The organism is Streptomyces sp. NPDC030798, assembly GCF_055572275.1.
In genome coordinates, this window is record NZ_JBVIDR010000003.1 from 279,502 (window position 1) to 306,070 (window position 26,569).

General features: G+C 72.4%; 22 protein-coding genes and 1 pseudogene. 15 read left to right on the forward strand and 8 right to left on the reverse strand.

The window, feature by feature from the left end:
* Positions 1–81 precede the first annotated feature (81 nt).
* Positions 82–849, forward strand: coding sequence for an XRE family transcriptional regulator (locus tag ACZ404_RS09565; RefSeq protein WP_468437679.1), 768 nt, complete (start codon positions 82–84; stop codon positions 847–849).
* A gap of 182 nt (positions 850–1,031) precedes the next feature.
* Here ACZ404_RS09565 and ACZ404_RS09570 read toward each other — a convergent pair whose 3' ends face one another.
* Entirely contained in the window at positions 1,032–1,682 is a 651-nt protein-coding gene (locus tag ACZ404_RS09570) for a TetR/AcrR family transcriptional regulator (protein WP_468437681.1), read from the reverse strand.
* A 462-nt stretch (positions 1,683–2,144) separates the two neighbouring features.
* On the opposite strand from ACZ404_RS09570, the gene ACZ404_RS09575 reads away from it, so the two are divergent.
* The 3 genes and pseudogenes from ACZ404_RS09575 (at position 2,145) to hemC (ending at position 4,641) form a co-directional block, all read left to right on the forward strand.
* Positions 2,145–3,098: an ATP-dependent DNA ligase gene (locus ACZ404_RS09575; protein WP_468438144.1), complete on the forward strand. Its 954-nt coding sequence runs from the start codon at positions 2,145–2,147 to the stop codon at positions 3,096–3,098.
* A gap of 111 nt (positions 3,099–3,209) precedes the next feature.
* Positions 3,210–3,613, forward strand: a pseudogene (locus tag ACZ404_RS09580) (hypothetical protein); the annotation flags it as partial.
* A gap of 92 nt (positions 3,614–3,705) precedes the next feature.
* A complete protein-coding gene (gene hemC / locus ACZ404_RS09585) occupies positions 3,706–4,641 on the forward strand; it encodes a hydroxymethylbilane synthase (protein WP_468437683.1) in 936 nt (311 codons plus the stop codon).
* A gap of 33 nt (positions 4,642–4,674) precedes the next feature.
* Here hemC and ACZ404_RS09590 read toward each other — a convergent pair whose 3' ends face one another.
* The 4 genes from ACZ404_RS09590 to ACZ404_RS09605 all read right to left on the reverse strand — a co-directional run bounded on the left by ACZ404_RS09590 (position 4,675) and on the right by ACZ404_RS09605 (position 7,493).
* Entirely contained in the window at positions 4,675–5,199 is a 525-nt protein-coding gene (locus ACZ404_RS09590; protein ID WP_468437685.1) for a hypothetical protein, read from the reverse strand.
* A gap of 194 nt (positions 5,200–5,393) precedes the next feature.
* On the reverse strand, positions 5,394–6,239 hold the full coding sequence (locus ACZ404_RS09595) for an ABC transporter permease (RefSeq protein ID WP_468437687.1): 846 nt from the start codon (positions 6,237–6,239) through the stop codon (positions 5,394–5,396).
* Positions 6,199–7,044, reverse strand: a complete 846-nt coding sequence (locus tag ACZ404_RS09600; RefSeq protein WP_468437689.1) for an ABC transporter ATP-binding protein — start codon at positions 7,042–7,044, stop codon at positions 6,199–6,201. The genes ACZ404_RS09595 and ACZ404_RS09600 overlap by 41 nt, the downstream gene beginning before the upstream one ends.
* Positions 7,041–7,493: a MarR family winged helix-turn-helix transcriptional regulator gene (locus ACZ404_RS09605; RefSeq protein WP_468437691.1), complete on the reverse strand. Its 453-nt coding sequence runs from the start codon at positions 7,491–7,493 to the stop codon at positions 7,041–7,043. The genes ACZ404_RS09600 and ACZ404_RS09605 overlap by 4 nt, the downstream gene beginning before the upstream one ends.
* Positions 7,494–7,737: 244 nt before the next feature.
* Here ACZ404_RS09605 and ACZ404_RS09610 point away from each other — a divergent pair, with 244 nt between their 5' ends.
* Together ACZ404_RS09610 and ACZ404_RS09615 are read left to right on the forward strand one after the other, a co-directional pair.
* On the forward strand, positions 7,738–8,529 hold the full coding sequence (locus tag ACZ404_RS09610; RefSeq protein ID WP_468437693.1) for an RNA polymerase sigma factor SigF: 792 nt from the start codon (positions 7,738–7,740) through the stop codon (positions 8,527–8,529).
* 324 nt (positions 8,530–8,853) lie between these two features.
* Positions 8,854–9,663: a VOC family protein gene (locus tag ACZ404_RS09615; RefSeq protein WP_468437695.1), complete on the forward strand. Its 810-nt coding sequence runs from the start codon at positions 8,854–8,856 to the stop codon at positions 9,661–9,663.
* 465 nt (positions 9,664–10,128) lie between these two features.
* Here the strand turns inward: ACZ404_RS09615 and glgX are convergent, their stop codons facing one another.
* Both glgX and ACZ404_RS09625 read right to left on the reverse strand, forming a co-directional pair.
* A complete protein-coding gene (gene glgX, locus ACZ404_RS09620; protein ID WP_468438146.1) occupies positions 10,129–12,246 on the reverse strand; it encodes a glycogen debranching protein GlgX in 2,118 nt (705 codons plus the stop codon).
* A gap of 23 nt (positions 12,247–12,269) precedes the next feature.
* Positions 12,270–12,782 carry a pep a2 gene (locus tag ACZ404_RS09625; RefSeq protein ID WP_468437696.1) on the reverse strand — a complete coding sequence of 171 codons (513 nt, stop codon included), beginning with the start codon at positions 12,780–12,782 and terminating at the stop codon, positions 12,270–12,272.
* 304 nt (positions 12,783–13,086) lie between these two features.
* Between ACZ404_RS09625 and ACZ404_RS09630 the strand changes: the two genes are divergently transcribed.
* From ACZ404_RS09630 to ACZ404_RS09655, 6 genes are all read left to right on the forward strand, one after another.
* A complete protein-coding gene (locus ACZ404_RS09630) occupies positions 13,087–13,386 on the forward strand; it encodes a DUF5133 domain-containing protein (RefSeq protein WP_468437698.1) in 300 nt (99 codons plus the stop codon).
* A gap of 109 nt (positions 13,387–13,495) precedes the next feature.
* Entirely contained in the window at positions 13,496–15,487 is a 1,992-nt protein-coding gene (locus ACZ404_RS09635) for an alpha-1,4-glucan--maltose-1-phosphate maltosyltransferase (RefSeq protein ID WP_468437700.1), read from the forward strand.
* Positions 15,484–17,202, forward strand: coding sequence for a maltose alpha-D-glucosyltransferase (gene treS / locus ACZ404_RS09640; protein ID WP_468437702.1), 1,719 nt, complete (start codon positions 15,484–15,486; stop codon positions 17,200–17,202). The genes ACZ404_RS09635 and treS overlap by 4 nt, the downstream gene beginning before the upstream one ends.
* Before the next feature lie 31 nt (positions 17,203–17,233).
* Positions 17,234–18,598: a maltokinase N-terminal cap-like domain-containing protein gene (locus tag ACZ404_RS09645; RefSeq protein ID WP_468437704.1), complete on the forward strand. Its 1,365-nt coding sequence runs from the start codon at positions 17,234–17,236 to the stop codon at positions 18,596–18,598.
* Positions 18,599–18,602: 4 nt separating this feature from the next.
* Positions 18,603–20,810 carry a 1,4-alpha-glucan branching enzyme gene (gene glgB, locus ACZ404_RS09650; RefSeq protein WP_468437706.1) on the forward strand — a complete coding sequence of 736 codons (2,208 nt, stop codon included), beginning with the start codon at positions 18,603–18,605 and terminating at the stop codon, positions 20,808–20,810.
* 88 nt (positions 20,811–20,898) lie between these two features.
* Positions 20,899–21,987: a glutamate--cysteine ligase 2 gene (locus ACZ404_RS09655; protein ID WP_468437708.1), complete on the forward strand. Its 1,089-nt coding sequence runs from the start codon at positions 20,899–20,901 to the stop codon at positions 21,985–21,987.
* A 55-nt stretch (positions 21,988–22,042) separates the two neighbouring features.
* On the opposite strand, the gene ACZ404_RS09660 is transcribed toward ACZ404_RS09655, so the two are convergent.
* Positions 22,043–22,276 (reverse strand): DUF6480 family protein, encoded by a 234-nt coding sequence (locus tag ACZ404_RS09660; protein ID WP_468437710.1) that lies wholly within the window; start codon positions 22,274–22,276, stop codon positions 22,043–22,045.
* Between the two features lie 152 nt (positions 22,277–22,428).
* Between ACZ404_RS09660 and ACZ404_RS09665 the strand changes: the two genes are divergently transcribed.
* The 3 genes from ACZ404_RS09665 (at position 22,429) to ACZ404_RS09675 (ending at position 26,482) form a co-directional block, all read left to right on the forward strand.
* A complete protein-coding gene (locus tag ACZ404_RS09665; RefSeq protein WP_468437712.1) occupies positions 22,429–24,333 on the forward strand; it encodes an AMP-dependent synthetase/ligase in 1,905 nt (634 codons plus the stop codon).
* 128 nt (positions 24,334–24,461) lie between these two features.
* Entirely contained in the window at positions 24,462–24,893 is a 432-nt protein-coding gene (locus ACZ404_RS09670) for an ATP-binding protein (protein ID WP_468437714.1), read from the forward strand.
* A gap of 212 nt (positions 24,894–25,105) precedes the next feature.
* The gene (locus tag ACZ404_RS09675; protein ID WP_468437716.1) at positions 25,106–26,482 is read left to right on the forward strand and encodes an NAD(P)/FAD-dependent oxidoreductase; all 1,377 of its coding nucleotides are present in this window, start codon (positions 25,106–25,108) and stop codon (positions 26,480–26,482) included.
* Positions 26,483–26,569: the final 87 nt, after the last annotated feature.

Below are 26,569 nucleotides of genomic sequence, written 5' to 3' on the forward strand. Positions count from 1 at the left end.
CCGGACGCCGGTCTCCCGGGAAGCCATTCCGGCAACAGGGGCGAAAGCGCCCATAGCGGAACGGGAGTCGAGGAACGCACGATGCCGCATCCCGAAGGATCGGCCACGCCGGACGAGCCACTGGTGGTGAGACTGCGCGAACTGAAGGACCGTACGGGACTGAGCCTGGCGGCGCTGGCCGCGCGCACCCCGTACAGCAAGTCGGCCTGGCACCGCTATCTCACCGGCACCAAGCGGCCCCCGCGGCCGGCCGTGGAGGCGCTGAGCCGGCTGGCCGGCGCCGATCCCGGCGCCGTACTGGCCCTGTGGGCCGAGGCCGACAGCCCGCCCAGCGCCCCGAGCCCGCCGCCGCGGCAGGCGGACCGGACGCGCGCTCGGTGGCTTCCGCTGTCGGCGCTCGCACTGCTCGGTACGGCCGCGGCGGTGGCCGCCGCCGTCATGGTGTCCGGGCGGCAGGCCGCCCCCGCGCCGGCCGGGCAGAGCCTGGCTGCCGTGCCCCGCTGCCATGCGCGCTCCTGCCAGGGCGAGTTGCCCGACGCGTCGGTGTGCGCACGGGACGCGCGGACCACGAGCGCGGTCACCGACGCCGGGTACGACGTCCGCCTGCGCTACTCCCCCGCGTGCGGTACCGCGTGGTCGGAGGTGCGGGTGCACTCGGCGCAGGCCCGGGAGGTGTCGGTGCGGGCCGGTCAGGACGTCCTGTCGGCCCGCTATCCGGCGGACGACACCACCGGTTCCGCCAGCCCGATGCTCGCCGTGTCCTCGCCCCGGGGCGTGGAGGCGTGCGCCGAGGTGGCCGGCCGGCTGGCCTGCACCGGCCTGGACCCGGAACCGGCCGCCCCGGAGTGAGCGGCCGGCGGCCCGCCCGTCCCGTGCCGTCGACCGGCCGCCGGGCCGGGGCCGAAGACTGCGCCGAAGCGACCCGTGCCGGACGTCCGGCCGACGGCGGTGGCAGCCCGGACGAAGATCTGCGCGACCGTCTCCCTCCGCTCGACCCCGCACACCCGTGGGTGACCTTCGACGACCGACCGTCAGCGGGCCGGCGTGACCGGCGCCAGCCAGAGGCCGAGGATCGCGTCGGCGAGGCCCGTGGCGGCCTCGGCCCAGGTGGCCCGCGGGATCGGGGTGCCCTCGGCGAGGGCGCGCTCCCGCTCCGCACAGGCGTGCAGGATCAGGGTGCGCACCATCCGGCCGCGTTCGGCGCGGACGTCGGCGGGCAGTTCGGGCAGCGTGCGGTGCAGCCCGTCCAGGGCCTGCCGCAGCGCCGGGGAGGTCAGGGAGTCCTCGAGCATGATCTCGTGCAGCGCCGGGTCGGTCATCACCTGGGCGCAGAACCGGGCGTACCAGGTGGGGCTGCCGAGCCCGGCCAGGTGCTCGGTCCCCGGGCGCACCAGGCAGTCGACCCAGTCGCGTGCGTCCGTGGAGTCGCCGGCCCTCTCCAGGGCCCGTACCCGGATCGACTCGATCCGCTCGGCGTGCCGGCGGGCGACCGCGCGCACCAGGTCGGCCTTGGTGCCGAAGTGGTAGCCGACCGCGGCGTTGTTGCCCTGTCCGGCGGCCTCGCTGACCTGGCGGTTGGAGACGGCGTACACGCCGTGCTCGGCGAACAGCCGTTCCGCCGCGTCGAGGATCGCCTCTCGCGTCGCGTGCACCTGCTCGGCCCGCGCCGTCCTGCGCGCCATGCCCACCACCGCTCCGGGACTGCGACCGCCCTGGTGCGGCCGGTCCCGCGCGCCGCTCCAGGCCCTCGACCGGGGCGGCGAGGTCCACCCGGGAAGCCTACGGGCCCCGTCCACCCCTTCACCGGCAGACCCTGGTGATCCCGATCGTCCTGGCGCGGATGACCCGGCAGAGCGGGTGGCCCGGGCGGGGGCCGCCCGTCCGCTGCCCGGGTGACGCCTCACTGCGCGGTCGGCAGCAACGGTCCTCGCCCGCCCGGTTCCCGGTCGGCGCGCGCTGCTCCCGTGCCCCGGCGCCCAACTCCGGCCGCCCGCCCGTCAGTCGGCTCCCCAGCAGGCCGCTCGAGGCATCCGGCGCCCGGACAGGACCGTTCAGGGGAACCGGGCGGGAAAGGGGCGTGGCGGCGGTGGGAGTGGTCGACATGTTCTGCCGTGACCGCCGCGACCCTGCCGCTCATTCCGCCGATGCTCGCCACCCCCGGCACGCTGCCGCCCGCCGCCGAGGACGCACGGTGGGCGTACGAGACCAAGCAGGACGGCCAGCGGGTGATGGTCTACCTGCCCGGCGACGGCAGCCTGCTGCTGCGCGCCCGCTCCGGGGAGGACATCACCGCCGCCTACCCCGAACTCCGGCCGCTCGGCGGGGCGCCGGGCGGCATGCCCGCCGTCCTGGACGGTGAGGTGCTGGCCCTGGACGAACAGGGCCGGGCGAGCTTCCAGTTGCTGCAGAGCCGGATGGGCCTCGCGCACGCCCCCGCGCGGGCGGCACGCCGGGCCGCGCAGGTGCCGGTCCATCTGGTGCTCTTCGACGTGCCGTACCTGGACGGGCCGCTGCTGCGGCTCTCCTACGCGCGGCGGCGGGCCCGGCTGGAGGAGCTGGGCCTGGCCGGGCCGCACTGGTCGACGCCGGCCGCGGTGACCGGGCACGGCGCCGAGGCGCTGCGGGCCACCCGGGAGCACGGGCTGGAGGGCCTGGTGTGCAAGCGGCTGGACTCGGTGTACGAGCCCGGGGTGCGCTCCCGCGCCTGGATCAAGATCCGGAACATGCGCAGCGAGGACGTGATCGTCGGCGGCTGGCTGCCCGGCAAGGGGCGGCTGACCGGGTTGCCCGGCGCGGTGCTGGTCGGCCAGCGCGCGGGCGGCCGGCTGCGCTACGTCGGCGGGGTGGGCACCGGCTGGAGCGAGGCGGAGCGGACGGAACTGGCGGCGCTGCTGGGTGCCGCGGCGACGGACACCTGCCCCTTCGACCCGGTGCCGCGGATCCCGGGCGCCCGCTGGGTGGTGCCCCGGCTCGTCGGCGAGGTCAGCTACAGCACCCGGACCCGCAACGGGATGCTGCGCCAGCCGTCCTGGCTGCGGCTGCGCCCCGACCTCGCCCCGGAGGAGTCGGCGGCGGACCTCCCGGAGGGCTCGGGCTGACGGCAGTGTTCCCCGGGGTTTCACGCAGGGGGCGCCGGTGACCTCTTGGCAGCGCGGGACGCGAACGGGACGCTGAACTCCCTGGTCCCCCAGGCCTGTTGGAGTTCCCCCGTGCCTCTTCGGCCACCGCGCGTCCGTCCCCGGCGACGGCTCGGCGCCCTGGCCGGCGCCGCCGCCCTCGTCGTCGCCTTCCCCGGCACCGCCCTCGCCGCTCCGCCGCAGGCGCTCCCTCACAACGCCGAGCCTGCCCAACCGGCGTACCGGCCCGCCTTCGACCACGACACCGAGCGCTGCCGAGCACCGGCACGACTGAGCGCACGTGGTGGTGTGGGTGCAGGACGGGCAGGTGCGGTACGTACCCACCGCCGGTGGGCTGGAACGGCTGCCCGGCGGGTGGGCGCGACAAGCTGAGCGCCCACGACTTCGGCAGCGCCGACTTCGGTCTGAAGGACGCCGACTTCGCCGCCCACCCAGCCTCGGCGAAGCCGTCCAGAATCGCGTTCGACCCCGACGCCCGAGCGGGCGTCCCGCAGGCCGCTGCCCGCGTGCGGCAGGGGGCTTTCCCCGTCGTACGCGGGCACCGCCAGCGAGGGTCTATCGTGTCCCCATGTCCGTGCCCGAGCTGATCCGTATCGTCTCCCGTGACTCCCCGATGGCCCTCGCCCAGGTCGAGCGGGTGCGCGCCGAACTGGGCGCGCTGCATCCGGGGGTGCGCACCGAGGTCGTACCGGTGAAGACCACCGGGGACAAGTGGCTCGGTGACCTGTCGCAGGTCGAGGGCAAGGGGGCGTTCACCAAGGAGGTGGACGCGGCTCTGCTCGCCGGGGAGGCGGACCTCGCGGTGCACTGCGTCAAGGACGTGCCCGCCGACCGGCCGCTGCCCGCGGGGACGGTGTTCGCCGCGTTCCTCGAGCGCGACGACATCCGGGACGCGCTGGTGCACCCGGACGGGCTCACCCTGGACGAGCTGCCGGCGGGCACCCGGATCGGTACGTCCTCGGTGCGCCGGGTGGCCCAGCTGGCCGCCACCCATCCGCACCTGGACTGCGTGCCGTTCCGCGGGAACGCCAACCGGAGGCTGGCGAAGCTGGCCGCGGGTGAGGCCGACGCGCTGCTGCTGGCGGTGGCCGGCCTGGAGCGGATCGGCCGCCGGGACGTGATCAGCGAGGTGCTGTCCGCCGAGACGATGATGCCGCCGATCGGCGCGGGCATCCTCGCCCTGCAGTGCCGGGAGGGCGACGCCGAGCTGATCGACGCGGTCAGCGGGCTCGGCCACTCGGACACGCACCGGGAGGCGACGGCCGAGCGGATGTTCCTGCATGTGCTCCAGGGGCACTGCAACAGCCCCATCGCCGGGTACGCGCGCGTGGACCGGAGCGGGGAACTGTCGCTGCGGGCCTGTGTCTTCACCCCGGACGGCAAGACCCGGCTGAACGCCCACGAGTGGGCGGGCCGGCTGGACGCGGCCACGCTCGGCACCTCGGTCGCGGTGTCGCTGCTGCGCCAGGGGGCGCGGGAGATCATCGACGGCATCCCGCACTGACGCGGGAGACGCGTCCCGGGTCCGGCGGATCCGTCAGGCGGTGCCCGGCTCCGTCTGGTCCTTCAGGTAGGCGCTCAGCTGGTGGGCCAGGCTGCCCGGCCCGGTGCCCGTCGCCGTGGCCGCCGCAGTCGCCTCCAGGACGCCGATGCCGCCCGCCCACAGCCGGCGCTCGGTCCACTCCTCCTCGACCCGCAGCTGCACCTGCACGTCCACATGGGTCAGGGAGGCCTCCGGGGCCGCCGCGAAGAGCACGGCGGTGGCCCGGCGCAGCGGGTAGACGTCGAAGCCCTCGACGAACTGGGAGTTGCGCCAGTCGATGAACGCGCCCTCGCCGTCCGGGCCGACCCGGACGTCGATCTGCCCGTCCTCCAGATGGATGCCGTAGGGCCGCACCCCGCGGTTCTCGACCGTCACCCGGAGACAGAAGTACGCCAGACCGGCCGCGGCGTCGTCACGTCCGCGCGGCGGCTCGGCCGCCTCCAGACGGTGGACGCGGACCCGCAGACCGGCATGCTCGTCGTACTCCTGCCAGTCCCCGACCACGTTCGGCTCGTACACAGTGCCCCTCTCGACCCTCGAGAGCTGCTGTCTATCTGTGCCCCGAGCGCACTGTCAAATGAGCAGAATGCGCTGTGGCCAGGGGGTTCGCCCGCTTTGATCGGTGATCAAGCGCTGCGCAGGAAGAATCCCGTTCGCGGGCTCGCGGACGGTTGCGGCTGCGTGCCGCACATCACGTTCGCGGGGGGGCGGGATCAGCGGGCCAGCCGGCCGAGCAGCGAGGAGGCCGCGGCGATGCCGAGGACGGCGGCCACCGCCAGGACGGTGAAGTCGCCACCGAGGTGGGACGGCGTGCCGAGCAGCAGCCCGCGCAGGGCGTCGACCTGGTGGCTGAGCGGGTTGACCTTGCTGACGGCCTGGAGCCAGCCCGGCATCACGGAGACGGGATACAGGGCGTTGGAGCCGAAGAAGAGGGGCATGGTGATCGCCTGTCCGATGCCCATCAGCCGGTCCCTGCTGAGGACGATCCCGGCGATGGTCATCGACAGGCAGGAGAAGAACACGGAGGCGAGCACCACGGCGGCGGCGACGCCGAGCAGCTTCAGCGGGTTCCAGGTGAGGGAGACGCCCAGCAGGGCGGCGATGACGATCACGACGATCGCCTGGATCAGCGACTTCACCCCGGCCGCGAACGCCTTGCCGGTGATCAGCGCCGAGCGCGGGGTCGGGGTGACCAGCAGCTTGTTCAGGATGCCGGCGTCGCGCTCCCAGATGATCTGGATGCCGTAGAAGATGGCGATGAACATCGCGGACTGGGCGATGATGCCGGGCGCCAGGTAGTCGATGTAGGGGATGCCGCCGGTGGGTATCGCCCGGATCCGGGTGAAGGTCTGACCGAAGATCAGCAGCCACAGGGCCGGCTGGATCGCCCGGGTGTACAGCTCGGTGCGGTCGTGGCGCAGCTTCTGCAGTTCCACGGCGCACATCGCGACGACCCGGGCGGGCAGCAGCCGCCAGCCGGCGCGCGGCACGGGCGGGCTGAGCAGCAGGGCGGCGCCGTCAGCCGACACGGTGCGCGGTGCGGCGGGTGCTTCGGACATCGCGGAACCCTCCTCCGGAGTGGTCGTCCAGGCCGCTGCCGGCGACGTCCCGGAAGACGTCCTCCAGCGTGGGCAGGGTGTCGGTGCCCCGGCGTTCGGCCAGGCCCCGGCGCAGCTCGGCGGGGGTGCCCAGGGCGCGGACGCGGCCGCGGTGCATCAGGCCGACGCGGTCGCAGTACTGGTCGGCCTCGTCCATGTGGTGCGTGGTCACCAGGACGGTCATGCCGGTCGCGGCGCGGACGGCGTTGATGTGCTCCCAGACGCCGGTGCGGGCGATCGGGTCCAGGCCGATGGTGGGCTCGTCCAGGATCAGCAGCCGGGGCGCGCTGACCAGGGCCTGGGCGAGTTCGAGGCGGCGGACCATGCCGCCGGAGTAGGTGCCGGCGAGCCGGTCGGCCGCGTCCGCGAGGTCGACGGCGGCGAGGGCCTGGGCGACGCGCGCGGCGCGCTCACGGCGCGGCACGTCGAAGACGCGGGCGAACAGGGCGACGTTCTCCCGCCCGGTGAGACCGCTGTCGGCGGAGAGCTGCTGCGGGACGTAGCCGAGGAGGCGGCGCACCGCCATGCGGTCCCGGGCGGCGTCGTGGCCGAAGACCCGGACCCTGCCGGCCGGGACCGGCAGGAGGGTGGTGATGCACCGGATGGCGGTGGTCTTGCCGGCGCCGTTGGGGCCGAGCAGCCCGAAGACCTCGCCCTCGGCGACGGAGAGGTCGAGGCCGTCGACCGCGGTGGTGTCCCCGAAGGCGTAGGCGAGGCCGGTGCAGGTGACGGCATCGGCGGGCGGGGCGGGCGTGTCGCTCGTCATGTCTCCTCGGCCTCCTCGTGCAGGGTGACGGCCAGCTTCCGGAGCGCGGGCAGCGCGGCGCGCAGGGCCTCCCGGTCGGCCTCGTCCAGCCGGGCGACGTGCTCGCCGACCAGGTCGGCCCGCCGGTGCCGCCAGTCGGCGAGCCGCTTCTGGGCGGCCCCGGTGAGCAGCAGGCGGGCGGCGCGCCGGTCGGCGGGGTCGGTCTCCCGGAGCAGATGGCCGTCCCTGACGAGCCGGTTGACCAGGGTCGACACGGAGTTGCCCGCCAGGTGCAGCTCCCGGGCGGCGTCCGACACGCCGATGCCGGGCCGGCCCTCGACCAGCCGCAGCAGCTCCACCTCGGCCCCGCGCAGCCACGGCCCGGTCAGGCCGCCGCGCAGCCGGCGCCGGACCAGCCGCTGGATGCGCACGAGGGCGTCGGCCAGCTCTTCGGAAAAGTCCGCTTCCACTACCACTCCTAGAAAGTTACCTCTCCTACAGACATATGAACACCCTTGACACCTGTCCCGGCGCATCTGTCCATTAAGTCGCAATTGTTTCGATATGATGGTTAACGGGAATCAGCCTGAGGTGCTTCGGACAGGAGGCACGTCCGTGGGACCGGCTGCCGCCGGAGGCCCCGGTGTCCTTCCCCGGTCCGAGCGCACCTCCCACGGCTTCTGTCGATCAGCACGTGCTGAGAGAGGTGCGCCGATGCCTGTCACCAGCAGCACGAAGCCCCATCCCCACGACGACGCCCCCAACACCGGGAAGGCGTTCGAACGGCTCGCGGAGCTGCCCGAAGGCCCCGAGCGACAGGTGCTCCGGGACGAACTGGTCCGGCTCTGGCTGCCCATGGCGGAGCGGATCGCCGTACGGTTCCGCGGGCGCGGGGAATCCCTGGAGGACCTGTACCAGGTGGCTGCACTGGGCCTCGTGAAGGCCGTCGACCACTACGAACCGGCCCGCGGCCGTGCCTTCGAGGCGTATGCGGTGCCCACCATCACCGGCGAGATCAAGCGCCACTTCCGCGACCACATGTGGACCCTGCACGTGCCGCGCCGGGTGCAGGACCTGCGCAACCGGGTGCGCAGCGCCGTCAAGGAACTCGCGCAGACCACCCCCGGACGGGCGCCCACGGTCGCCGAGATCGCCGCGCACACGCAGCTGAGCGAGGCGGAGGTGCGCACCGGCATGGAGGCACTGGAGTGCTTCTCGGCGCTGTCGCTGGACGCCGAGGTCGCCGGGACGGACGGGTACGCGCTCGGGGACTCCCTCGGTGGGCCCGACCCCGGCTTCGACCTGGTCATCGACCGGGCCGCCGTCAAGCCCTGTCTGGAGGCCCTGCCCGAGCGCGAGCGCACCATCCTCTACCTGCGGTTCTTCGGGGGAATGACACAGAGCCGGATCGCCCAGCAACTGGGCATCTCGCAGATGCACGTCTCCCGGCTGCTCAGCGGCTGCTTCGACCGGCTGCGCGAGGAACTGCTGGCGGAGACCCGCTGAGGCCCCGCCTCCGCGTGCTCGGTCAGCGCTGCTGCGGAGCCCCGGTACCAAGGTCCGGGGCTCCGGCGATCCGGACGGTCCGTGCCGACCCAGGGCGTCCTCCGGTGCGGCGCGGACGCCGGGCGGGATGGATCAGCTCCGACCTTCAACCGGTCCGCCTCGGCCTGCGCCCGGTGATCCGGTCGGGCTCGGTCTTTCGCATGCGTCCCTCGTGCTCACCCGCCTGGACCGCCGCCACCGGGGTACCCGACAGGCACACCGCCCGCTCCGGTCGGACACTGGTGCCAGAGCGGTGGCCACCGGGCCCCGAGACCAGGACTTGCCATGAATGTTGACACCCCTGCCGGCGGTGGACCGAGGACGCGGGACGTGGTCTCCACGCACTCGGTCTTCGGTGCCCCTTGCTGGGTCAGCCTGACCAGCCGCGACCTCGGGGCGACCCAGGAGTTCTACTCGGCCCTGCTGGGCTGGCGGTGGCGCGGCGCGAAGCTGGGCGAGCACTTCCGGATCGCGCTGGCGGACGGGGTGCCGGTGGCCGGGATCGCCGCCGTCGCCGCGATGTGGCAGATGGCGGTGGCCTGGACGCCGTACTTCGCGGTCCCGGACGCCGACGAGGCGGTGGCGCGGGCCCGGGAACGCGGCGGTACGGCGGCGGTCGGGCCCCTGTCCTTTCCCCCGGGCCGGGCCGCGCTGCTCGCCGACCGGGACGGGGCGACCTTCGGCATCTGGCAGGGGGAACTGGTCTCCAACTGGGAGGCGTGGCGGCGGGCCGCGCCGACCTTCATCCGGCTGCACACCCGCAACGCCTTCGACGCCGCGATCTTCTACGGCGAGATCCTCGGCTGGGCCTCCCAGACGCCGGGGTGCTGCGAGGTGCAGTACGAGGCCGGCGAGGTGGTACTGCGCAGCCGGGGCGACATCGTGGCCCGCATCGACTCGGGTGCGGTGGAGGCGGCTCCGGATCCCTCCGTACGGCCGCACTGGCAGATCCACTTCGCGGTGTCGGACGTGGCGGGCTGCGCCCGCACCGCCGAGAAGCACGGGGGAAGTGTGCTCAGCGAGGACGACACGGAGGCCATCCTGCGCGACCCGGACGGCGCCCAGTTCACGGTGACGGCCCGCCCCCACCGCTGACCCCGTCCACCGGGGTTTCCGGGTTCCAGCGGCCCGTCGGCGCCCGCACCTCTCGACACCGGTGCCGTGCGCGTCCCGGGCGAGGGCCACCGGCAGAGCAGCCGCCGTGGCCCGCGCCCCTGCAGGGTCGGCGTCCCCGACCCACAGGCGACGCCCCGGTGTGCGTGGCCGGCGTGTTGGATGGGCGAGTGGCGAGGGGGGCGGAAGACAGCCTTGATGGGGGCGCCCCAGCGTGTTCCAGCTTGTGTGACGCCGGACGGGTGGCGTCATGTCATCCTCGCGGAGGGCGGCGGGACTGCTCTGTGGGCGGCCCTACGCCGATCGGCGTAGGGCCGCCGGGCCGGACCGAAGCCGCCCGATCCGCACACACCGACGCCGACCACAGCCGGCGGCAGGTGACCACCACGCCCCACCCCTCGGCACCCGGGTGCCCCCGCGGTGGGTGGGCCCGCGGGGAGGCCCGGGCTAGTGCCGGCTCCGGGACGGGCGGGAGAGGAGGATCAGGCTGCGGGGTTCTGTGCGGAGCCTTGTGGCGGCCTTGTGTTCGCGTTCGTCGGGGATGCCCTCCGATACGGCGGTGTCGATCAGGGTCGTCCAGCGTTCCCCGAAGGAGGGGTCGGGCAGGCGGAAGTCGACCGGTTCCCAGTAGCCGTTGAGCAGCAGCAGGAACGAGTCGTCGACGACGCGCCGCCCATAGGGGTCGCGCTCGGCGATGGCGTCGCCGTTGAGGAACACGGCGACCGAGTGCGCGTCACCCCGCTGCCAGTCCCGGTCGGTCATCTCGCGCCCGTCGGGCCGGAGCCACACCAGGTCGGGCAGCGGCTGCCTGGCGTTGGTCACGGTCTCGCCGTGGAAGAAGCGGCGCCGGCGCAGCACGGGGTGCGCGGCCCGCAGGGCGATGACGTGCCGGGCGAAGTCCGCCAGGGTGCGCTGCTCGTCGGTGAGGTCCCAGTCGATCCAGGAGACCTCGTTGTCCTGGCAGTAGGCGTTGTTGTTGCCCCGCTGGGTGCGGCCGAGTTCGTCGCCGTGGCAGAGCATCGGGATACCCTGCGACAGCAGCAGCGTGGCCAGCAGGTTGCGCTGCTGGCGGGCGCGCAGTTCGAGGACGGCCGGGTCGTCGGACTCGCCCTCCTCGCCGCAGTTCCAGGACCGGTTGTGGCTCTCCCCGTCCCGGTTCTCCTCCCCGTTGGCCTCGTTGTGCTTGTCGTTGTACGAGACGAGGTCCCGCAGGGTGAAACCGTCGTGCGCGGTCACGAAGTTGACGCCGGCGCGCGGCCGGCGCCGGCTGTGCTGGTACAGGTCCGAGGAGCCGGTCAGCCGGGAGGCGAACTCGCCGAGCGAGCCGGGCTCCCCGCGCCAGAAGTCCCGTACGGCGTCCCGGTAGGGGCCGTTCCACTCCGACCACAGCGGCGGGAAGTTGCCGACCTGGTAGCCGCCCTCCCCCACGTCCCAGGGCTCGGCGATGAGCTTGACGCGGCTGATCACCGGGTCCTGCTGGATGAGGTCGAAGAACGCCGACAGCCGGTCCACCTCGTGGAACTGCCGGGCCAGGGTGGCCGCGAGGTCGAAGCGGAAGCCGTCGACGTGCATCTCGGTGACCCAGTACCGCAGCGAGTCCATGATGAGCTGCAGCACGTACGGGTGGCGCATCAGCAGGCTGTTGCCCGTGCCGGTGGTGTCGTAGTAGTGCGCCCAGTCGCCGTCGACCAGACGGTAGTAGGAGGCGTTGTCGATGCCCCGGAAGGACAGCGTGGGGCCCTTCTCGTTGCCCTCTGCGGTGTGGTTGTAGACCACGTCGAGGATCACCTCGAGCCCGGCCGCGTGCAGCGCCTTCACCATCGCCTTGAACTCGTTGACCTGCTGGCCCAGGGAGCCGAAGGCGGCGTAGGCGTTGTGCGGGGCGAAGAAGCCGATGGTGTTGTAGCCCCAGTAGTTGGACAGGCCCCGGTCCTGCAGCACCCCGTCCTGGACGAACTGGTGCACCGGCATCAGCTCCACCGCGGTGACGCCGAGCCTGGTCAGGTGCTCGAGCACCGCGGGGTGGGCGAGTCCGGCGTAGGTGCCGCGCAGCCGCTCGGGGACGTCCGGGTGGGTGCGGGTCAGGCCGCGCACATGGGCCTCGTAGATCACCGAGTCCGCGTACGGCGTGCGCGGCGGGCGGTCGTCGCCCCAGTCGAAGTAGGGGTCGGTGACCACGCCGAGCATGGAGTGCCCGGCACTGTCCTTGGGGCAGGGGCCGTCGGGTGCGCGCTCGTAGAGGGAGGCGTGGTTGTCGATCTGGCCGTCGACGGCGCGCGCGTACGGGTCGAGCAGCAGCTTCGCCGGGTTGCACCGGTGGCCGAGTGACGGCTGCCAGGGGCCGTGCACCCGGTAGCCGTACCGCTGGCCGGGGCCGATGCCCGGCAGATAGGCGTGCCAGACGAATCCGTCGACCTCGTGCAGTCGTACGGGGGTCTCGGTGCCGGCGCCGTCGACCAGGATCAGGTCGACACGCTCGGCGACCTCGCTGAACAGGGCGAAGTTGGTGCCCTGTCCGTCGAAGGCGGCTCCCAACGGGTAGGGGTGCCCGCTCCACACGGGCACCCCTTTCCGGGACGTGCGGGCCGTCACCGGGCGCCCTCCAGGGCCTCGTCCACGGCGGTCGCCTGAGCGGCCAGGGCGGCCACCGGCAGTTCGCGCGGCACCTGGAGACCCTCGGTGAGGCTCGGCGCCGGAGCGGTCGGGACCAGCGGGACGCGTTCGCCGGCGCGGGCACGCTGCGAGAACCAGATGATCTTGCTTCCGGTGTCCGAGGTGCAGCAGCCCCAGCCGTCGCTCATGGCGGCGATGTCCGCGAGGCAGGCCCGCAGGTCCTGATCCGGGCGCAGGTCGGGATCGTCGCCGCCGAAGGCGGTGATGAGGTGCTGTCCGTTCCACCACATCTCGATCGACGTGGCCTTGTCGGTGGCGTGCTGGTCGATCGCCCGCAGCAGCAGTTCGGCGCCGCGGCAGACGGGATCCGTGAGGTTCTCGAGGTCCCAGTAGCGGAGGTGGGCGGCCAGGATGCGGCTGACCTGTCCCACCCGTTCCGGGCTGACTTCCACGTCGAGGTGGTAGTAGCAGGGCACTGCGGTCTTCATCGTCGCTTGCTCCTCACCGGCGAAGCTCCCGCTCCCCTCGGCCCGTCCGGGAGGGATCCCGGACACTGAGCGTGAGCATTGCTCGCTTCTGAGTCACCTCCACAGTGCGGTCGCTACGCCATTCGTGCAACACGAGCATCCCGAACGGCGGGTTGGTTGAAGGTCCAACAGGACGTTGGGTCGTCATGTGTGCACCATGAGTGAAAGCCTCGATCGCCGTAACGGTGCCGCGCCCACCCCTGCGCGGACACCACCCGACCGTCGGGAACGCGCCCAGTCGAGAGCGTGGAAGGTGAAGAGGGTCATGCTGCTACCCGCCAAGGCCGAAGTGGCCCGGCAGTTGCGGCGTTACCGGGCGTGGGAGCGCGTGATGCTCGCCTCGCCCCACGACCGCACGGTCCGGGCGACCTTCGAGGACTCGGGCTACACCTTGTGCGTCCTGATGGGAAAGCGCTGCGCCCGGGAGGCAGCGGACGCGGCCGAGCGGTATCTGCGCTCGACCCTGGCCGGCTATCTGCGCGAGCAGGACGGACGGTCCCAGCCGGGCCGGGCGGCCCGGCGCGCGCCGCCACCGGAGCGGCGTTCCACGGCGCCAAGCCCCTGACCTGGCACCGTACATGGCGTTCCCCACGGGACGGCAGCAGCCGAACCGTTTTCTCGGATCGCGAAGCCGGGCCCGGGGCCCGGCTTCGCGCACGGCGGAGGTGAGATCCATGCGCAGGACCCCGGCCATCGGTCGTGTACCGGTACGTGACGTCCGGCCGGCCGTGGAGTGCGGCAGGCGCCCGGCGAAGGCGGTGGCCGGGGAGACGTTCCAGGTCACCGCGACCGTGTTCCGCGAGGGGCACGACGCGGTGGGTGCCAACGTGGTCCTGCGGGATCCCAACGGCCGCCGCGGCCCGTGGACGCCGATGCGCGAGCTGACGCCCGGCAGCGACCTCTGGGGCGCCGAGGTCACCCCGGACACGACCGGCCGCTGGACCTTCCGGGTGGAGGCGTGGAGCGATCCGCTGGCGACCTGGCGGCACACCGCCTCCGTGAAGGTGCCGGCGGGCATCGACACCGGCCTGGTCCTGGAGGAGGGCGCCGAACTCTACGAGCGTGCGGCCGCCGGAGTGCCCAAGGGGGCGGAGCGGAACCTGGTCCTGGAGGCCGCCCGCGCCCTCGGCGACGACACGCTGTCGGTGCACCACCGGCTGAAGGCCGCGCTGTCGCCGGAGGTGGAGGGGATCCTGGCCCGGTATCCGCTGCGGGAGTTGGTGACCGCCTCGGACCCGATGCCGCTGCTGGTGGAGCGGGAGCGGGCGCTGTACGGCTCGTGGTACGAGTTCTTCCCGCGCTCGGAGGGCACGGCCGAGCAGCCGCACGGCACGTTCCGCACGGCCGCGCGCCGGCTGGAGGCGATCGCGGAGATGGGCTTCGACGTCGTCTACCTCCCGCCGATCCACCCGATCGGCACGACGTTCCGCAAGGGCCCCAACAACACCCTCACCGCCGGCCCCGACGACGTCGGCGTGCCGTGGGCCATCGGCTCCCCCGAGGGCGGCCACGACGCCGTCCACCCCGGCCTCGGCACCATCGAGGACTTCGACCGCTTCGTCGGCCGGGCACGGGAGCTGGGCCTGGAGATCGCCCTCGACTTCGCGCTGCAGTGCTCGCCCGACCATCCCTGGGTGCACAAGCACCCGGAGTGGTTCCACCACCGGCCGGACGGCACCATCGCCCACGCCGAGAACCCGCCGAAGAAGTATCAGGACATCTATCCCATCGCCTTTGACGCCGACATGGACGGGCTGGTCGCGGAAACCGTCCGGATCCTGCGGTACTGGATGGACCACGGGGTGCGGATCTTCCGGGTGGACAATCCGCACACCAAGCCGGTGGTCTTCTGGGAGCGGGTCATCGCGGAGGTCAACCGCAAGGACCCGGACGTGATCTTCCTGGCGGAGGCGTTCACCCGCCCGGCGATGATGCACACCCTGGCCCAGATCGGCTTCCAGCAGTCGTACACGTACTTCACCTGGCGCAACAGCAAGCAGGAGCTGACCGAATACCTGACAGAGCTGTCGGGTGAGGCGGCGGCCTACATGCGGCCCAACTTCTTCGCCAACACCCCGGACATCCTGCACGCCTATCTCCAGCACGGCGGCCGGTCCGCCTTCGAGGTCCGTGCCGTGCTCGCCGCCACCCTCTCCCCCACGTGGGGCATCTACAGCGGCTACGAGCTGTGCGAGAACACGCCCCTGCGGGAAGGCAGCGAGGAGTACCTCGACTCGGAGAAGTACCAGCTCCGGCCCCGCGACTGGGAGGCCGCCGCACGAACGGGCCGCACCATCGCACCGCTCATCACCCGGCTCAACACGATCCGCCGGCAGCACCCCGCGCTACAGCGCCTGCGGAACCTCCGCTTCCATCCGACCGACAACGACAACGTGCTCGCCTACAGCAAGAGCACGGGCCCGGACACGGTCATCGTGGTCGTCAACCTCGACCCGCACCACACCCAGGAGGCCACGGTCTCGTTGGACATGCCGCAACTCGGCCTGGACTGGCACGAGTCGGTGCCGGTGTGCGATCTGCTCACCGGCGAGACCTACCACTGGGGCAGGACCAACTACGTGCGCCTCACGCCCGGCCGGACACCGGCGCACGTGCTCCATGTCGGGCGATCGACGCCACAGATCGGAGGGCCCTCAGCGTCATGACTGTCAATGACCCCGTGCCGGACACATTCGAGGACACCCCCGCCAAGGACCGGGATCCGGAGTGGTTCAAACGCGCTGTCTTCTACGAGGTCCTCGTCCGCTCCTTCCAGGACAGCGACGGCGACGGTGTCGGCGACCTCAAGGGCCTGACCGCGAAACTCGACTATCTGCAGTGGCTCGGCGTGGACTGCCTGTGGCTGCCGCCCTTTTTCAAGTCACCGCTCCGGGACGGCGGTTACGACGTCTCCGACTACACCTCCGTGCTCCCCGAGTTCGGCGACCTGGCCGACTTCGTGGAGTTCGTGGACGCCGCCCACCAGCGCGGCATGCGCGTCATCATCGACTTCGTCATGAACCACACCAGCGACCAGCACCCGTGGTTCCAGGAGTCCCGCAAGAACCCCGCGGGCCCCTACGGGGACTACTACATGTGGGCCGACGACGACAAGCAGTACGAGGACGCGCGCATCATCTTCGTCGACACCGAGGCGTCCAACTGGACCTTCGACCCGGTGCGCGGCCAGTACTTCTTCCACCGCTTCTTCTCCCACCAGCCGGACCTCAACTACGAGAACCCGGCGGTGCAGGAGGAGATCCTGGCCGCCCTGAAGTTCTGGCTGGACCTCGGCATCGACGGGTTCCGGCTGGACGCCGTGCCCTATCTCTACGCGGAGGAGGGCACCAACTGCGAGAACCTGCCGGCCACGCACGCCTTCCTCAAGCGCGTCCGGCGCGAGATCGACGCCATGTATCCGGACACCGTGCTGCTGGCGGAGGCCAACCAGTGGCCCGAGGACGTCGTCGACTACTTCGGTGACTACGCCGCCGGCGGCGACGAGTGCCACATGGCGTTCCACTTCCCCGTGATGCCGCGCATCTTCATGGCCGTACGCCGCGAATCGCGCTACCCGGTCTCGGAGATCCTCGCCAAGACCCCGGCGATCCCCTCGCGCTGCCAGTGGGGCATCTTCCTGCGCAACCACGACGAGCTGACCCTCGAGATGGTCACCGACGAGGAACGCGACTACATGTGGGCCGAGTACGCCAAGGACCCGCGGATGCGCGCCAACATCGGCATCCGACGCCGCCTCGCCCCGCTGCTCGACAACGACCGCAACCAGATCGAGCTGTTCACCGCCCTGCTGCTGTCCCTGCCCGGCTCGCCGATCCTGTACTACGGCGACGAGATCGGCATGGGCGACAACATCTGGCTCGGCGACCGCGACGCCGTGCGCACCCCGATGCAGTGGACCCCCGACCGCAACGCGGGCTTCTCCACCTGCGACCCCGGGCGCCTGTACCTGCCCACCATCATGGACCCGGTCTACGGCTACCAGGTGACCAACGTCGAGGCCTCGATGTCCTCGCCGTCGTCACTGCTGCACTGGACCCGCCGCATGATCGAGATCCGCAAGCAGAACCCCGCCTTCGGACTCGGCTCGTACACGGAACTGCAGTCCTCCAACCCGGCGGTCCTCGCCTACCTGCGGGAGTACGGCGACGACCTGGTGCTGTGCGTCAACAACTTCTCCCGGTTCGCGCAGCCCACCGAACTTGATCTGCGGACCTACGACGGGCGGCACCCCGTCGAGCTGATCGGCGGGGTGCGCTTCCCGGCGATCGGCGAACTGCCGTACCTGCTGACGCTCGCAGGGCACGGCTTCTACTGGTTCCGGCTCACCCGAGTCGCATCCCGCATCGGCCGCCGCCGCTGAGCGCCCGGCGCCGAGGAAAGGACGCGTCACCATGCCGAAGACCATCACCCTCCGACCGCCCACCACGGCCGGCGTCGACCGGCCGCTCGTCTCGCTGGGCGGGCTGCTGCGCGAGTGGCTGCCGAAGCAGCGCTGGTTCGCGGGCAAGGACCGGCCCGTCACCGATCTGTCGGTGCTGTCGGTGACCGAGCTGTTCCCGGGGTGTCTGCACCTGCTGGTCCACGCATCGCACGTGCCGGTGCCCGCGCCGGGCGGCACTCCCCCGCCGGGCGACTGCTACCAGCTGCTGATCGGCCTGCGGGAGCGGCCGGCCCCGCGTCTGGAGCGGGCGTACATCGGCCGGGCCGAGCAGGGCCCGCTGGCCGGTCTCGCGGTCTACGACGCGCTGCACGACCCCCGCTCGGCCCATCTGCTGCTGGAGCGGCTGCGGCAGCCCGGCACGGCGGGCCCGCTGCGCTTCGAGACGGCCCCGGCGGTGCACCTGACCGGCGGGCTCCCGCCGCGGCTGCTGGACGCCGAGCAGTCCAACTCGTCGATCGTGTACGGCGACGCGTACATCCTGAAGGTCTTCCGGCGCATCCAGCCCGGGATCAACCCCGATCTGGAGGTGCCGGGTGCGCTCGCGGCGCAGGGCTGTGCCCGGGTGCCGGCGCCGGTGGCCTGGTTCAGTACGACCTCGCCGCGGCCGGCCACGCTGGGTGTGCTGCAGCCGTTCCTGCCCGACGCCACCGACGGCTGGACGCTCGCCCTGCGGGCGCTCGCCGCAGGCGACGACTTCACGGTCGAGGCCCGGGAGCTGGGCCGGGCGATGGCCGAGGTGCACCTCGCGCTGGCCGAGGCCTTTCCGCCGGCCGGGCGGGGCGAGAACGGGCGGACTGCGCAGGCGATGTCGGCGCGGCTGGACGCCGCCGCGCACGCCGTACCGGGCCTGCGGCCCTTCGTCCCCGGCCTGCGGGCCGCGTTCGGTGCCCTGGCCACGTGCGACACGGGGCCCCCGGCCCAGCGCATCCACGGCGACCTGCACCTGGGACAGGTGCTGCGGGCCGGGCGCGACTGGTTCGTCATCGACTTCGAGGGCGAGCCGTCCCGGCCGCTCGCCGAGCGGCGGGCCGAGCAGTCCCCGGTGCGGGACGTGGCCGGGATGCTGCGCTCCTTCGACTACGCGGCGCGTCAGCGCCGCCCCTGGCGGCCGGAGTGGGCGCGCCGCTGCCGGGAGGCGTTCTGCGCGGGCTACGCGGCCCGGGCGGGGTGGGATCCACGCAAGAAGCACGCGCTGCTGCGCGCGCACGAGACGGACAGGGCGGTGTACGAGGTGCTGTACGAGGCGAGACACCGACCGGACTGGCTGCCGGTTCCGATGGCCGCGATCAAGCGGCTCGCCGTGTGGGGAGGCTGAGGTCATGGCACTGCGCGACACCGCGCGTCCCGAGTCCGCGGGACCCGCCTCCCCCGTGGTCCCGCCGCTCGACGCCGCCGACCGCGGCCGGCTGCTGGGCGGGGCGCACCACGACCCGCACGCCCTGCTGGGCGCCCACCCGGTGCCGGGCGGCACCCTGTTCCGGGCGCTGCGGCCGAACGCGCGCTCGGTCAGTGTCGTGGTCGACGGGATGCGCACCCAGCTCGCCTCCGAGGGCGACGGGCTCTTCGCCGCCGTCCTGCCGTACCCCGAAATCCCCTCGTACACCCTGCTGGTGGGCTACGACGAGGGCGAGCAGGAGACGCAGGACCCGTACCGCTTCCTGCCCGCGCTGGGCGAACTGGACCTGCATCTGATCCGCGAGGGCCGGCACGAGCAGCTGTGGCAGGCGCTCGGCGCGCACGTGATGACGCACCAGGGCGTGTCCGGCACCCGCTTCACGGTGTGGGCGCCGAACGCCCAGGGGGTGCGGGTCGCCGGGGACTTCACGTACTGGGACGGCACGCAGTACCCGATGCGCTCGCTGGGCGCGTCCGGGGTGTGGGAGCTGTTCCTGCCCGGGATCGGCGAGGGCACCCGGTACAAGTTCGAGATCACCTCCCGGTACGGTGACCGGTTCCTCAAGGCGGACCCGATGGCGCGGGGCACGGAGGTGCCGCCGGACACGGCGTCGGTGGTGACGGCCTCGCACTACACGTGGGGCGACGGGGAGTGGATGGCGCACCGCGGTGACACCCCCGTCCACGAGGCGCCGTTCTCGGTGTACGAGGTGCATCTGCCCTCCTGGAAACCGGGACTCACCTATCGTGAACTGGCCGAGGAACTGCCCGCATACGTCAAGGAGATGGGCTTCACGCATGTGGAGCTGATGCCGGTGGCCGGGCATCCGTTCAGCGGCTCCTGGGGGTACCAGGTCACCTCCTACTACGCGCCGATGCCCCGGCTCGGCTCCCCGGACGACTTCCGGTACTTCGTCGACTCCTGCCACCGGGCCGGGATCGGCGTGATCATGGACTGGGTGCCGGCGCACTTCCCGAAGGACGACTGGGCGCTGGCCCGCTTCGACGGGGACGCGCTGTACGAGCCCGGGAACGCCGCACGGGCCGAGCACCCGGACTGGGGGACGTACGAGTTCGACTACGGGCGCACCGAGGTGCGCAACTTCCTGGTCGCCAACGCCGTGTACTGGTGCGAGGAGTTCCACATCGACGGCCTGCGCGTGGACGCGGTCGCCTCGATGCTCTACCTCGACTATTCACGGTACTCCGGACAGTGGGAGCCGAACGTCTTCGGCGGGCGGGAGGACCTGGACGCGGTCGCCTTCCTGCAGGAGATGAACGCCACCGTGTACCGGCGCTGCCCGGGCGTGGTGACGATCGCCGAGGAGTCCACGGCCTGGGACGGCGTGACCCGGCCGACGGACGGCGGCGGGCTCGGCTTCGGGCTGAAGTGGAACATGGGGTGGATGCACGACTCGCTGGAGTACATCCAGAAGGAGCCGGTGCACCGCAAGTACCACCACGACGAGATGACGTTCTCGATGGTGTACGCCTACAGCGAGAACTACGTGCTGCCGATCTCCCACGACGAGGTGGTGCACGGCAAGCAGGCGCTGGTGTCGAAGATGCCGGGCGACTGGTGGCAGCGGCGGGCCAACCACCGCGCCTATCTCGGCTTCATGTGGGCGCATCCGGGCAAGCAGCTGCTGTTCATGGGGCAGGAGTTCGCCCAGGGCGGCGAGTGGTCGGTGGAGCACGGGCCCGAGTGGTGGCTGCTGGACCCGCAGTACTGCGCCGCCGGGGACCACCGGGGCGTGCGGGACCTGGTCCGGGACCTGAACGGCCTGTACCGGGCCACGCCGGCGCTGTGGCAGCGGGACACCGACCCGGGCGGCTTCCGGTGGGTGCTGTGCGACGCCGCCGACGACAACGTCTTCGCGTTCCTGCGCCACGACCGCGCGGGCTCGCCCCTGCTGTCGGTGTCCAACCTCTCCCCCGTGGTCCGCCACGACTACCGGCTGTGGGTACCGGAGGAGATCCCCGCCTGGCAGGAGGCGCTCAACACCGACGCCGTCCGCTACGGGGGCAGCGGTGTCGCGGCCGGCGCGCCGGGGGCCCTCAAGCCCGAGGACGGGTTCCTGCGGCTCGCCCTGCCGCCGCTCGCCACGGTCTGGCTGACGCCGGTGCGCTGACCCGGCAGGTGTCGACGGCCGTCCCGGGGGCAGTCGGGGTCGTACAGACCCGACTGCCCCTTGCGGCATGAACAGAAGGGCGGCATCAGTGCGCACCGTCGGTGTGGAGGAGGAACTCCTTCTGGTCGATCCGGACAGCGGCGACCCGAAGGCGCTGGCGGCGGCCGTGCTCGCCCGTGCCGCCCAGGACGATCCCGGGCAGGACGTCTTCGAGAAGGAGCTGTTCGGGCAGATGCTGGAGTTCGCCACGCATCCGCAGTCGGACATGACGGCGCTGGCCGACGAGATCGTGCGCTGCCGCAAGGAGGCGGCCGGGCTCGCGGGGCAGATCGGCTGCGCGGTCGCCGCGCTCGCCACCTCCCCGCTGCCGGTCAGCCCCTCCCTCACGGTCAACGAGCGCTACCAGTGGCTGGCCGACCGGTACGGGGTCGGCACCCGCGACCAACTGGTCTGTGGCTGTCATGTGCATGTTTCCGTGGAGTCCGACGAGGAGGGCGTCGCGGTCCTGGACCGGCTGCGCCCGTGGCTCCCGGTGCTCAACGCGATCAGCGCCAACTCGCCGTTCTGGCAGGGCCGCGACACCGGCTACGCCAGCTACCGCACCCGGGTGTGGGAACGCTGGCCCTCGGCCGGGCCGACGGAGCTGTTCGGGTCCGCGGAGCGGTACCACCGCCGGGTGGCGGACATGGTGGCCACCGGCGCCATCCTGGACGAGGCGATGGCCTACTTCGACGCGCGGCTGTCCGCCCACTACCCGACGGTCGAGATCCGGGTGTCGGACGTGTGCCTGTGCGCGGACACCGCCGCGTTGATCGCCACGCTGACCCGGGCCCTGGTGGAGACGGCCGCACGGGACTGGCGGGCCGGCCGGCCGGCGCCGGACCACAGCGTGAGCCTGCTCCGGCTGGCCTCCTGGCAGGCCGCCCGGTCGGGCCTGGACCAGGACCTCCTCGACCCGGTGACCATGCGGCCGCGGCCGGCCCGGGCCGTGCTGCGCTCGCTGCTGGAGCACACCGGGGACGCGCTCGCCGAGAGCGGCGACGCCCGGCCCGTGGACGAGGCCGTGACCGAACTGCTGCGGCGCGGCAACGGCGCCCGCGAGCAGCGGCGGGTGCTGGAGCGCACCGGCAGCTTCCGGGACGTCGTCACCGAGTCCGTGCGCCGCACCCAGGGCTGACCTGCCCGCGCCGGCCGGTGCGGGCAGGCCGGGCCGGCCGCGCGGGAACCTGGGCTCAGAGGATCAGGGCGAGGGCGTACGCCAGGAATCCCAGCGCGACCAGGACGACGACGAGGAGAATCAGCGCCAGCGGCGCCTTGGCCCAGCCGGTGGGCGGGTTGTGCGTCTCCCGGGGCCCGGCCTCCGGCATGCTGCTCTCGGCGGGCGGGGTCTCGCCGGGCGGTACTCCACCGCCGGGTTCCAGGCCGGTGGTCCGCTCGGGCTCCGGGTCGGGGTTCACATGAGTCATGTGCTCCGAGTCCCCCGGACACGCCCAGATCATCAGCCGATCACGACTTGCCTGTTCCTGGCACCGAAACCGCTTCCCTGGGCTACATTCGAGCACCCGCCGCCACCGAGCCCACCGGCGGAGTCACCCTCTGTACACCCTGGGAGCAGCGCATGCGCGACGTCGCCCTCGCTCCGCCAGCCGTACCGCCCCTGACCGGCGGCCTCGCGGACAGCGTCTTCGAGACCGCCGAGCGGATACCGACCCTGTCCGTCCTCGCCCGCCGCGCGGATCCGGCGTCCGGGGTCTGGGAGGAAGTGACGGCGGTCGAGCTGCGGGACGAAGTGGTCGACCTGGCCAAGGGATTGATCGCCTCGGGGATCTCGCCGGGCCACCGGGTGGCCCTGATGGCCCGCACCCGCTGCGAGTGGACACTGTTCGCCCTCGCGCTGTGGACCGTGGGCGCGGAGGTCGTCCCGATCCATCCGACGTCCTCGCGGGACCAGGTGGAGTGGATCCTGCGCGACGCCGGCTGCGTGGCCGTCGTGGTGGAGGACGAGCAGGGCGTGATGACGGTGGGCACCGTCTGTGCGGTGCTGCCCCGGCTGCGGCACGTCTGGCAGCTGGACGCGGGCGCGGTCGCGCTGCTCGCCGAGCAGGGCGCGACGATCCCGCTGACGACGGTGGAGTCGCTGCGCCGGATCGTGCTGCCGGACTCCACCGCGGTCATCGCCTACACCTCCGGCACCTCGGGCCGCCCGCTGGGCTGCGCGCTCAGCCACCGCAACCTGGCCTACCCGTGCGACGTCCTGGTGGCCGGCTGGGGGCACACCGCGGCGCCGCCGGGGGAACAGCCGGCGGTGCTCGTCTTCCTGCCGTTCTCGCACGTGTACGGCATCATGATCATGCTCATGTGTCTGCGCGGCGGATTCCTGCTGGGGCACGAACCGGAGGTGAGCCAGGCGGCGCTGGCGTCGGCGCTGCGCACCTTCCGGCCGACGTATCTGTACGGCGTGCCGTCGGTGTTCGAGAAGCTGTACAAGACGTTCCTGCGCACCGCCCGGGAGACGGGCCGGGGGGCGCTGTACGAGCGGGCGGCGCAGACCGCGCGGGACTTCGCCGAGGCCGAGGAGCGCCGCCGGCTGGGCCTCGGCCCGGGCCCGGGCTTCGACCTGCGGCTGCAGCACGCCCTCTACGAGCGGACGGTGTACCGCAAGCTGCGGGCCGGGCTCGGCGGGCGGGTCGTGCGGGGCACGTCGGGCGGCTCCTCGCTCAGCCGGGAACTCTCCCTGTTCTTCGAGGGCATCGGGCTCTACGTGCACGACGGCTACGGGCTGACGGAGACCGCCGGCGGAATCACCATGCAGCCGCTCGGCCGGGAGAAGTCCGGGACGGTGGGCCGGCCGCTGCCCGGGACCGAGGTGCAGGTGGCCGACGACGGGGAGATCCTGGTGCGCGGCCCGTCGGTGTTCCAGGGCTACATCAGCGACGAGGCACGGACCCGGGCGACGGTGCGCGGTGGCTGGCTGGCCACCGGGGACATCGGGCAGCTCGACTCCGAGGGCTATCTGACGATCACCGGGCGCAAGAAGGACGTGATCATCACCAGCAGCGGCAAGAGCGTGGCGCCGGCCCCGCTGGAGCAGCGGCTGCGCCTGCACCCGCTGATCCACCAGGCGGTGGTCGTCGGCGACGACCGGCCCTGCGTGGGCGCTCTGATCACCCTGGACCCGGAGTTCCTGGCGCACTGGCGGGCGGCGCTGGCGCTGCAGGGCGAGTCGCCGGGGCGGGAGGCGCGGGAGGAGAACGCACTCAAGGAGGAGATCGCCCGGGCCGTGGCATCGGCCAACAGTGCGGTGTCCCGCACGGAGTCCATCAGGGTCTACCGTGTCCTGCAAGAATCGTTCGCCCCGGGCAACGGACTGCTGACGCCGTCCATGAAGCTGCGCCGGGAAGCCATAACGCGGCACTATGCCGCGGAGATCGACGCGATGTACGAGGCCCGTTCGCGGGCGGCGCGGCGGCCGGACCCGCAGGAGCCGGCCGACTGGGACGAGTCGGACGACGTCTTCCGCTAGGAGGAGTACGGACGGATAGCCGGCCCGGCTGTGGGAACCCGCAGCCTTGGAGTGATCAGCAACGACGACCGCCCTGGTCGTGACGGGACGGGCAGAGGCCCCGGCGCGACGGGGCCGGGGAATGCGAGATGACGACGGAGCCGCGCTGGGACGACTCGCCCTCGGAGGAGAAGTACGAGCGTACGTACTCCTTCCCGGGCGAGCTGCGCAATGTCACGGGCGCGCGGCTCGCCGCGGAGGAGTTCCTGGGCTTCCTCGCCGAGGACGCGCCACCCGGCACCCCGGAGTTCTGGGACGACATCCTCCTGGTCGTCACGGAGCTGGCCGCCAACGCCATCCAGTACGCCCCCGGGCCGTTCGCCCTGCGGATGCGCCGCACCTTCGACGGGGTGCACGTGACGATGCACGACACCAGCACCACCCGGCCGGAGCCGCGGCCCTTCCATCCGAACGCGGGCGGCGGCGGGATCGGCTGGCACCTCGTGCACACCCTGTGCACCCAGGTCAGCGTCGTCGTGCACGACCGGGGCAAGGACATTCACGTGTTCCTGCCCTGGTGACGGGCGCTCCCGGCGGCCGCCGTGCGGGCGTACGACGTGTATCTGTGCGAGATCGGGTTACTCCGGCCCGAGCAGGGGCATGCTGGTGCGCACGCGTTCGTCTGCCTGCCGCACCCGAGCCGGCGGGACGGCACGGGGCACGGTGGGATCGATGGGGTGATCCGGGGCATGCGAACGGCGTCGAGTCGGACCGCCTGGAGCCGCAGAAAGGGATGAACACCGTGACACGACCCAGGATCCTGGTGGTTGGCGCAGGCTTCGCCGGAGTGGAGTGCGTCCGCCGTCTGGAGCGGAAACTCGCCCCGGACGAGGCCGACGTCACCCTGGTGACACCGTTCGCCTACCAGCTCTATCTCCCGCTGCTGCCCCAGGTCGCCTCCGGCGTGCTCACGCCGCAGTCGATCGCCCTCAGTCTGCGCCGCAGCAAGAAGTACCGGACCCGGATCATCCCGGGCGGCGCGATCGGTGTGGACCTGAAGTCCAAGGTGTGCGTGATCCGCACCATCACCGACAAGATCGTCAACGAGCGCTACGACTATCTCGTGCTGGCGCCCGGCAGCGTGACCCGCACCTTCGACATCCCGGGGCTCACCGAGCACGCCTTCGGGATGAAGACGCTCGCCGAGGCCGCGTACGTCCGCGACCACGTCATCTCGCAGCTCGACCTCGCCGACGCCAGCGACGACCCCGCCGAGCGGGCCGCGCGGCTGCAGTTCGTGGTGGTCGGCGGCGGCTACGCGGGCACCGAGACCGCGGCCTGTCTGCAGCGGCTCACGCACGCGGCGGTCCAGCGCTACCCGCGCCTGGACCCCGGCCTGATCCGGTGGCATCTGATCGACATCGCGCCGAAGCTGATGCCGGAACTCGGCGACAAGCTCGGCCGCAGCGCCCAGGAGATCCTCAAGCGCCGCGGGATCGAGGTCTCGCTCGGCGTGTCGATCGACAAGGCGGGCCCGGAGGAGGTCACGTTCACCGACGGCCGGGTGGTGCCGACCCACACCCTGATCTGGACGGCCGGTGTGGTCGCGAGCCCGCTGATCGCCACGCTCGGCGCGGAGACGGTGCGCGGCCGGCTCGCCGTCACCCCCGAGATGACGCTGCCGGGCAACGACGGGGTGTTCGCGCTCGGCGACGCCGCCGCCGTACCGGACAAGGCGAAGGACGAGGCGGGTGCGGTCTGCCCGCCCACGGCCCAGCACGCGATGCGCCAGGGCAAGCGGGTCGCCGAGAACGTCATCGCGACGCTGCGGGGCAGGCCCCTCCAGCCGTATGTGCACAAGGATCTCGGGCTCGTGGTCGACCTCGGCGGCAAGGACGCCGTGTCCAAGCCGCTGGGCATCGAGCTGCGCGGGGTGCCGGCGCAGGCGGTCGCCCGTGGCTACCACTGGTCGGCGCTGCGCACCAACGTCGCCAAGGCCCGGGTGATGACCAACTGGCTGCTGAACGCGGTCGCGGGCGACGACTTCGTCCGCACCGGCTTCCAGGCGCGCAAGCCGGCCCGGCTGAAGGACTTCGAGTACACCGACTCGTATCTGACACCCGAACAGGTGCGGGCCCGGGTGGAGGGCACGGCGGCCGAGAGCCCCTGATGTGACGCGGCGCCGCCGGCCACGGGCACGACGGCCGGCGGTCCGGCCGCCGTGCCATGCTGGGGCAAAGATCGAGTTCTGGCTACG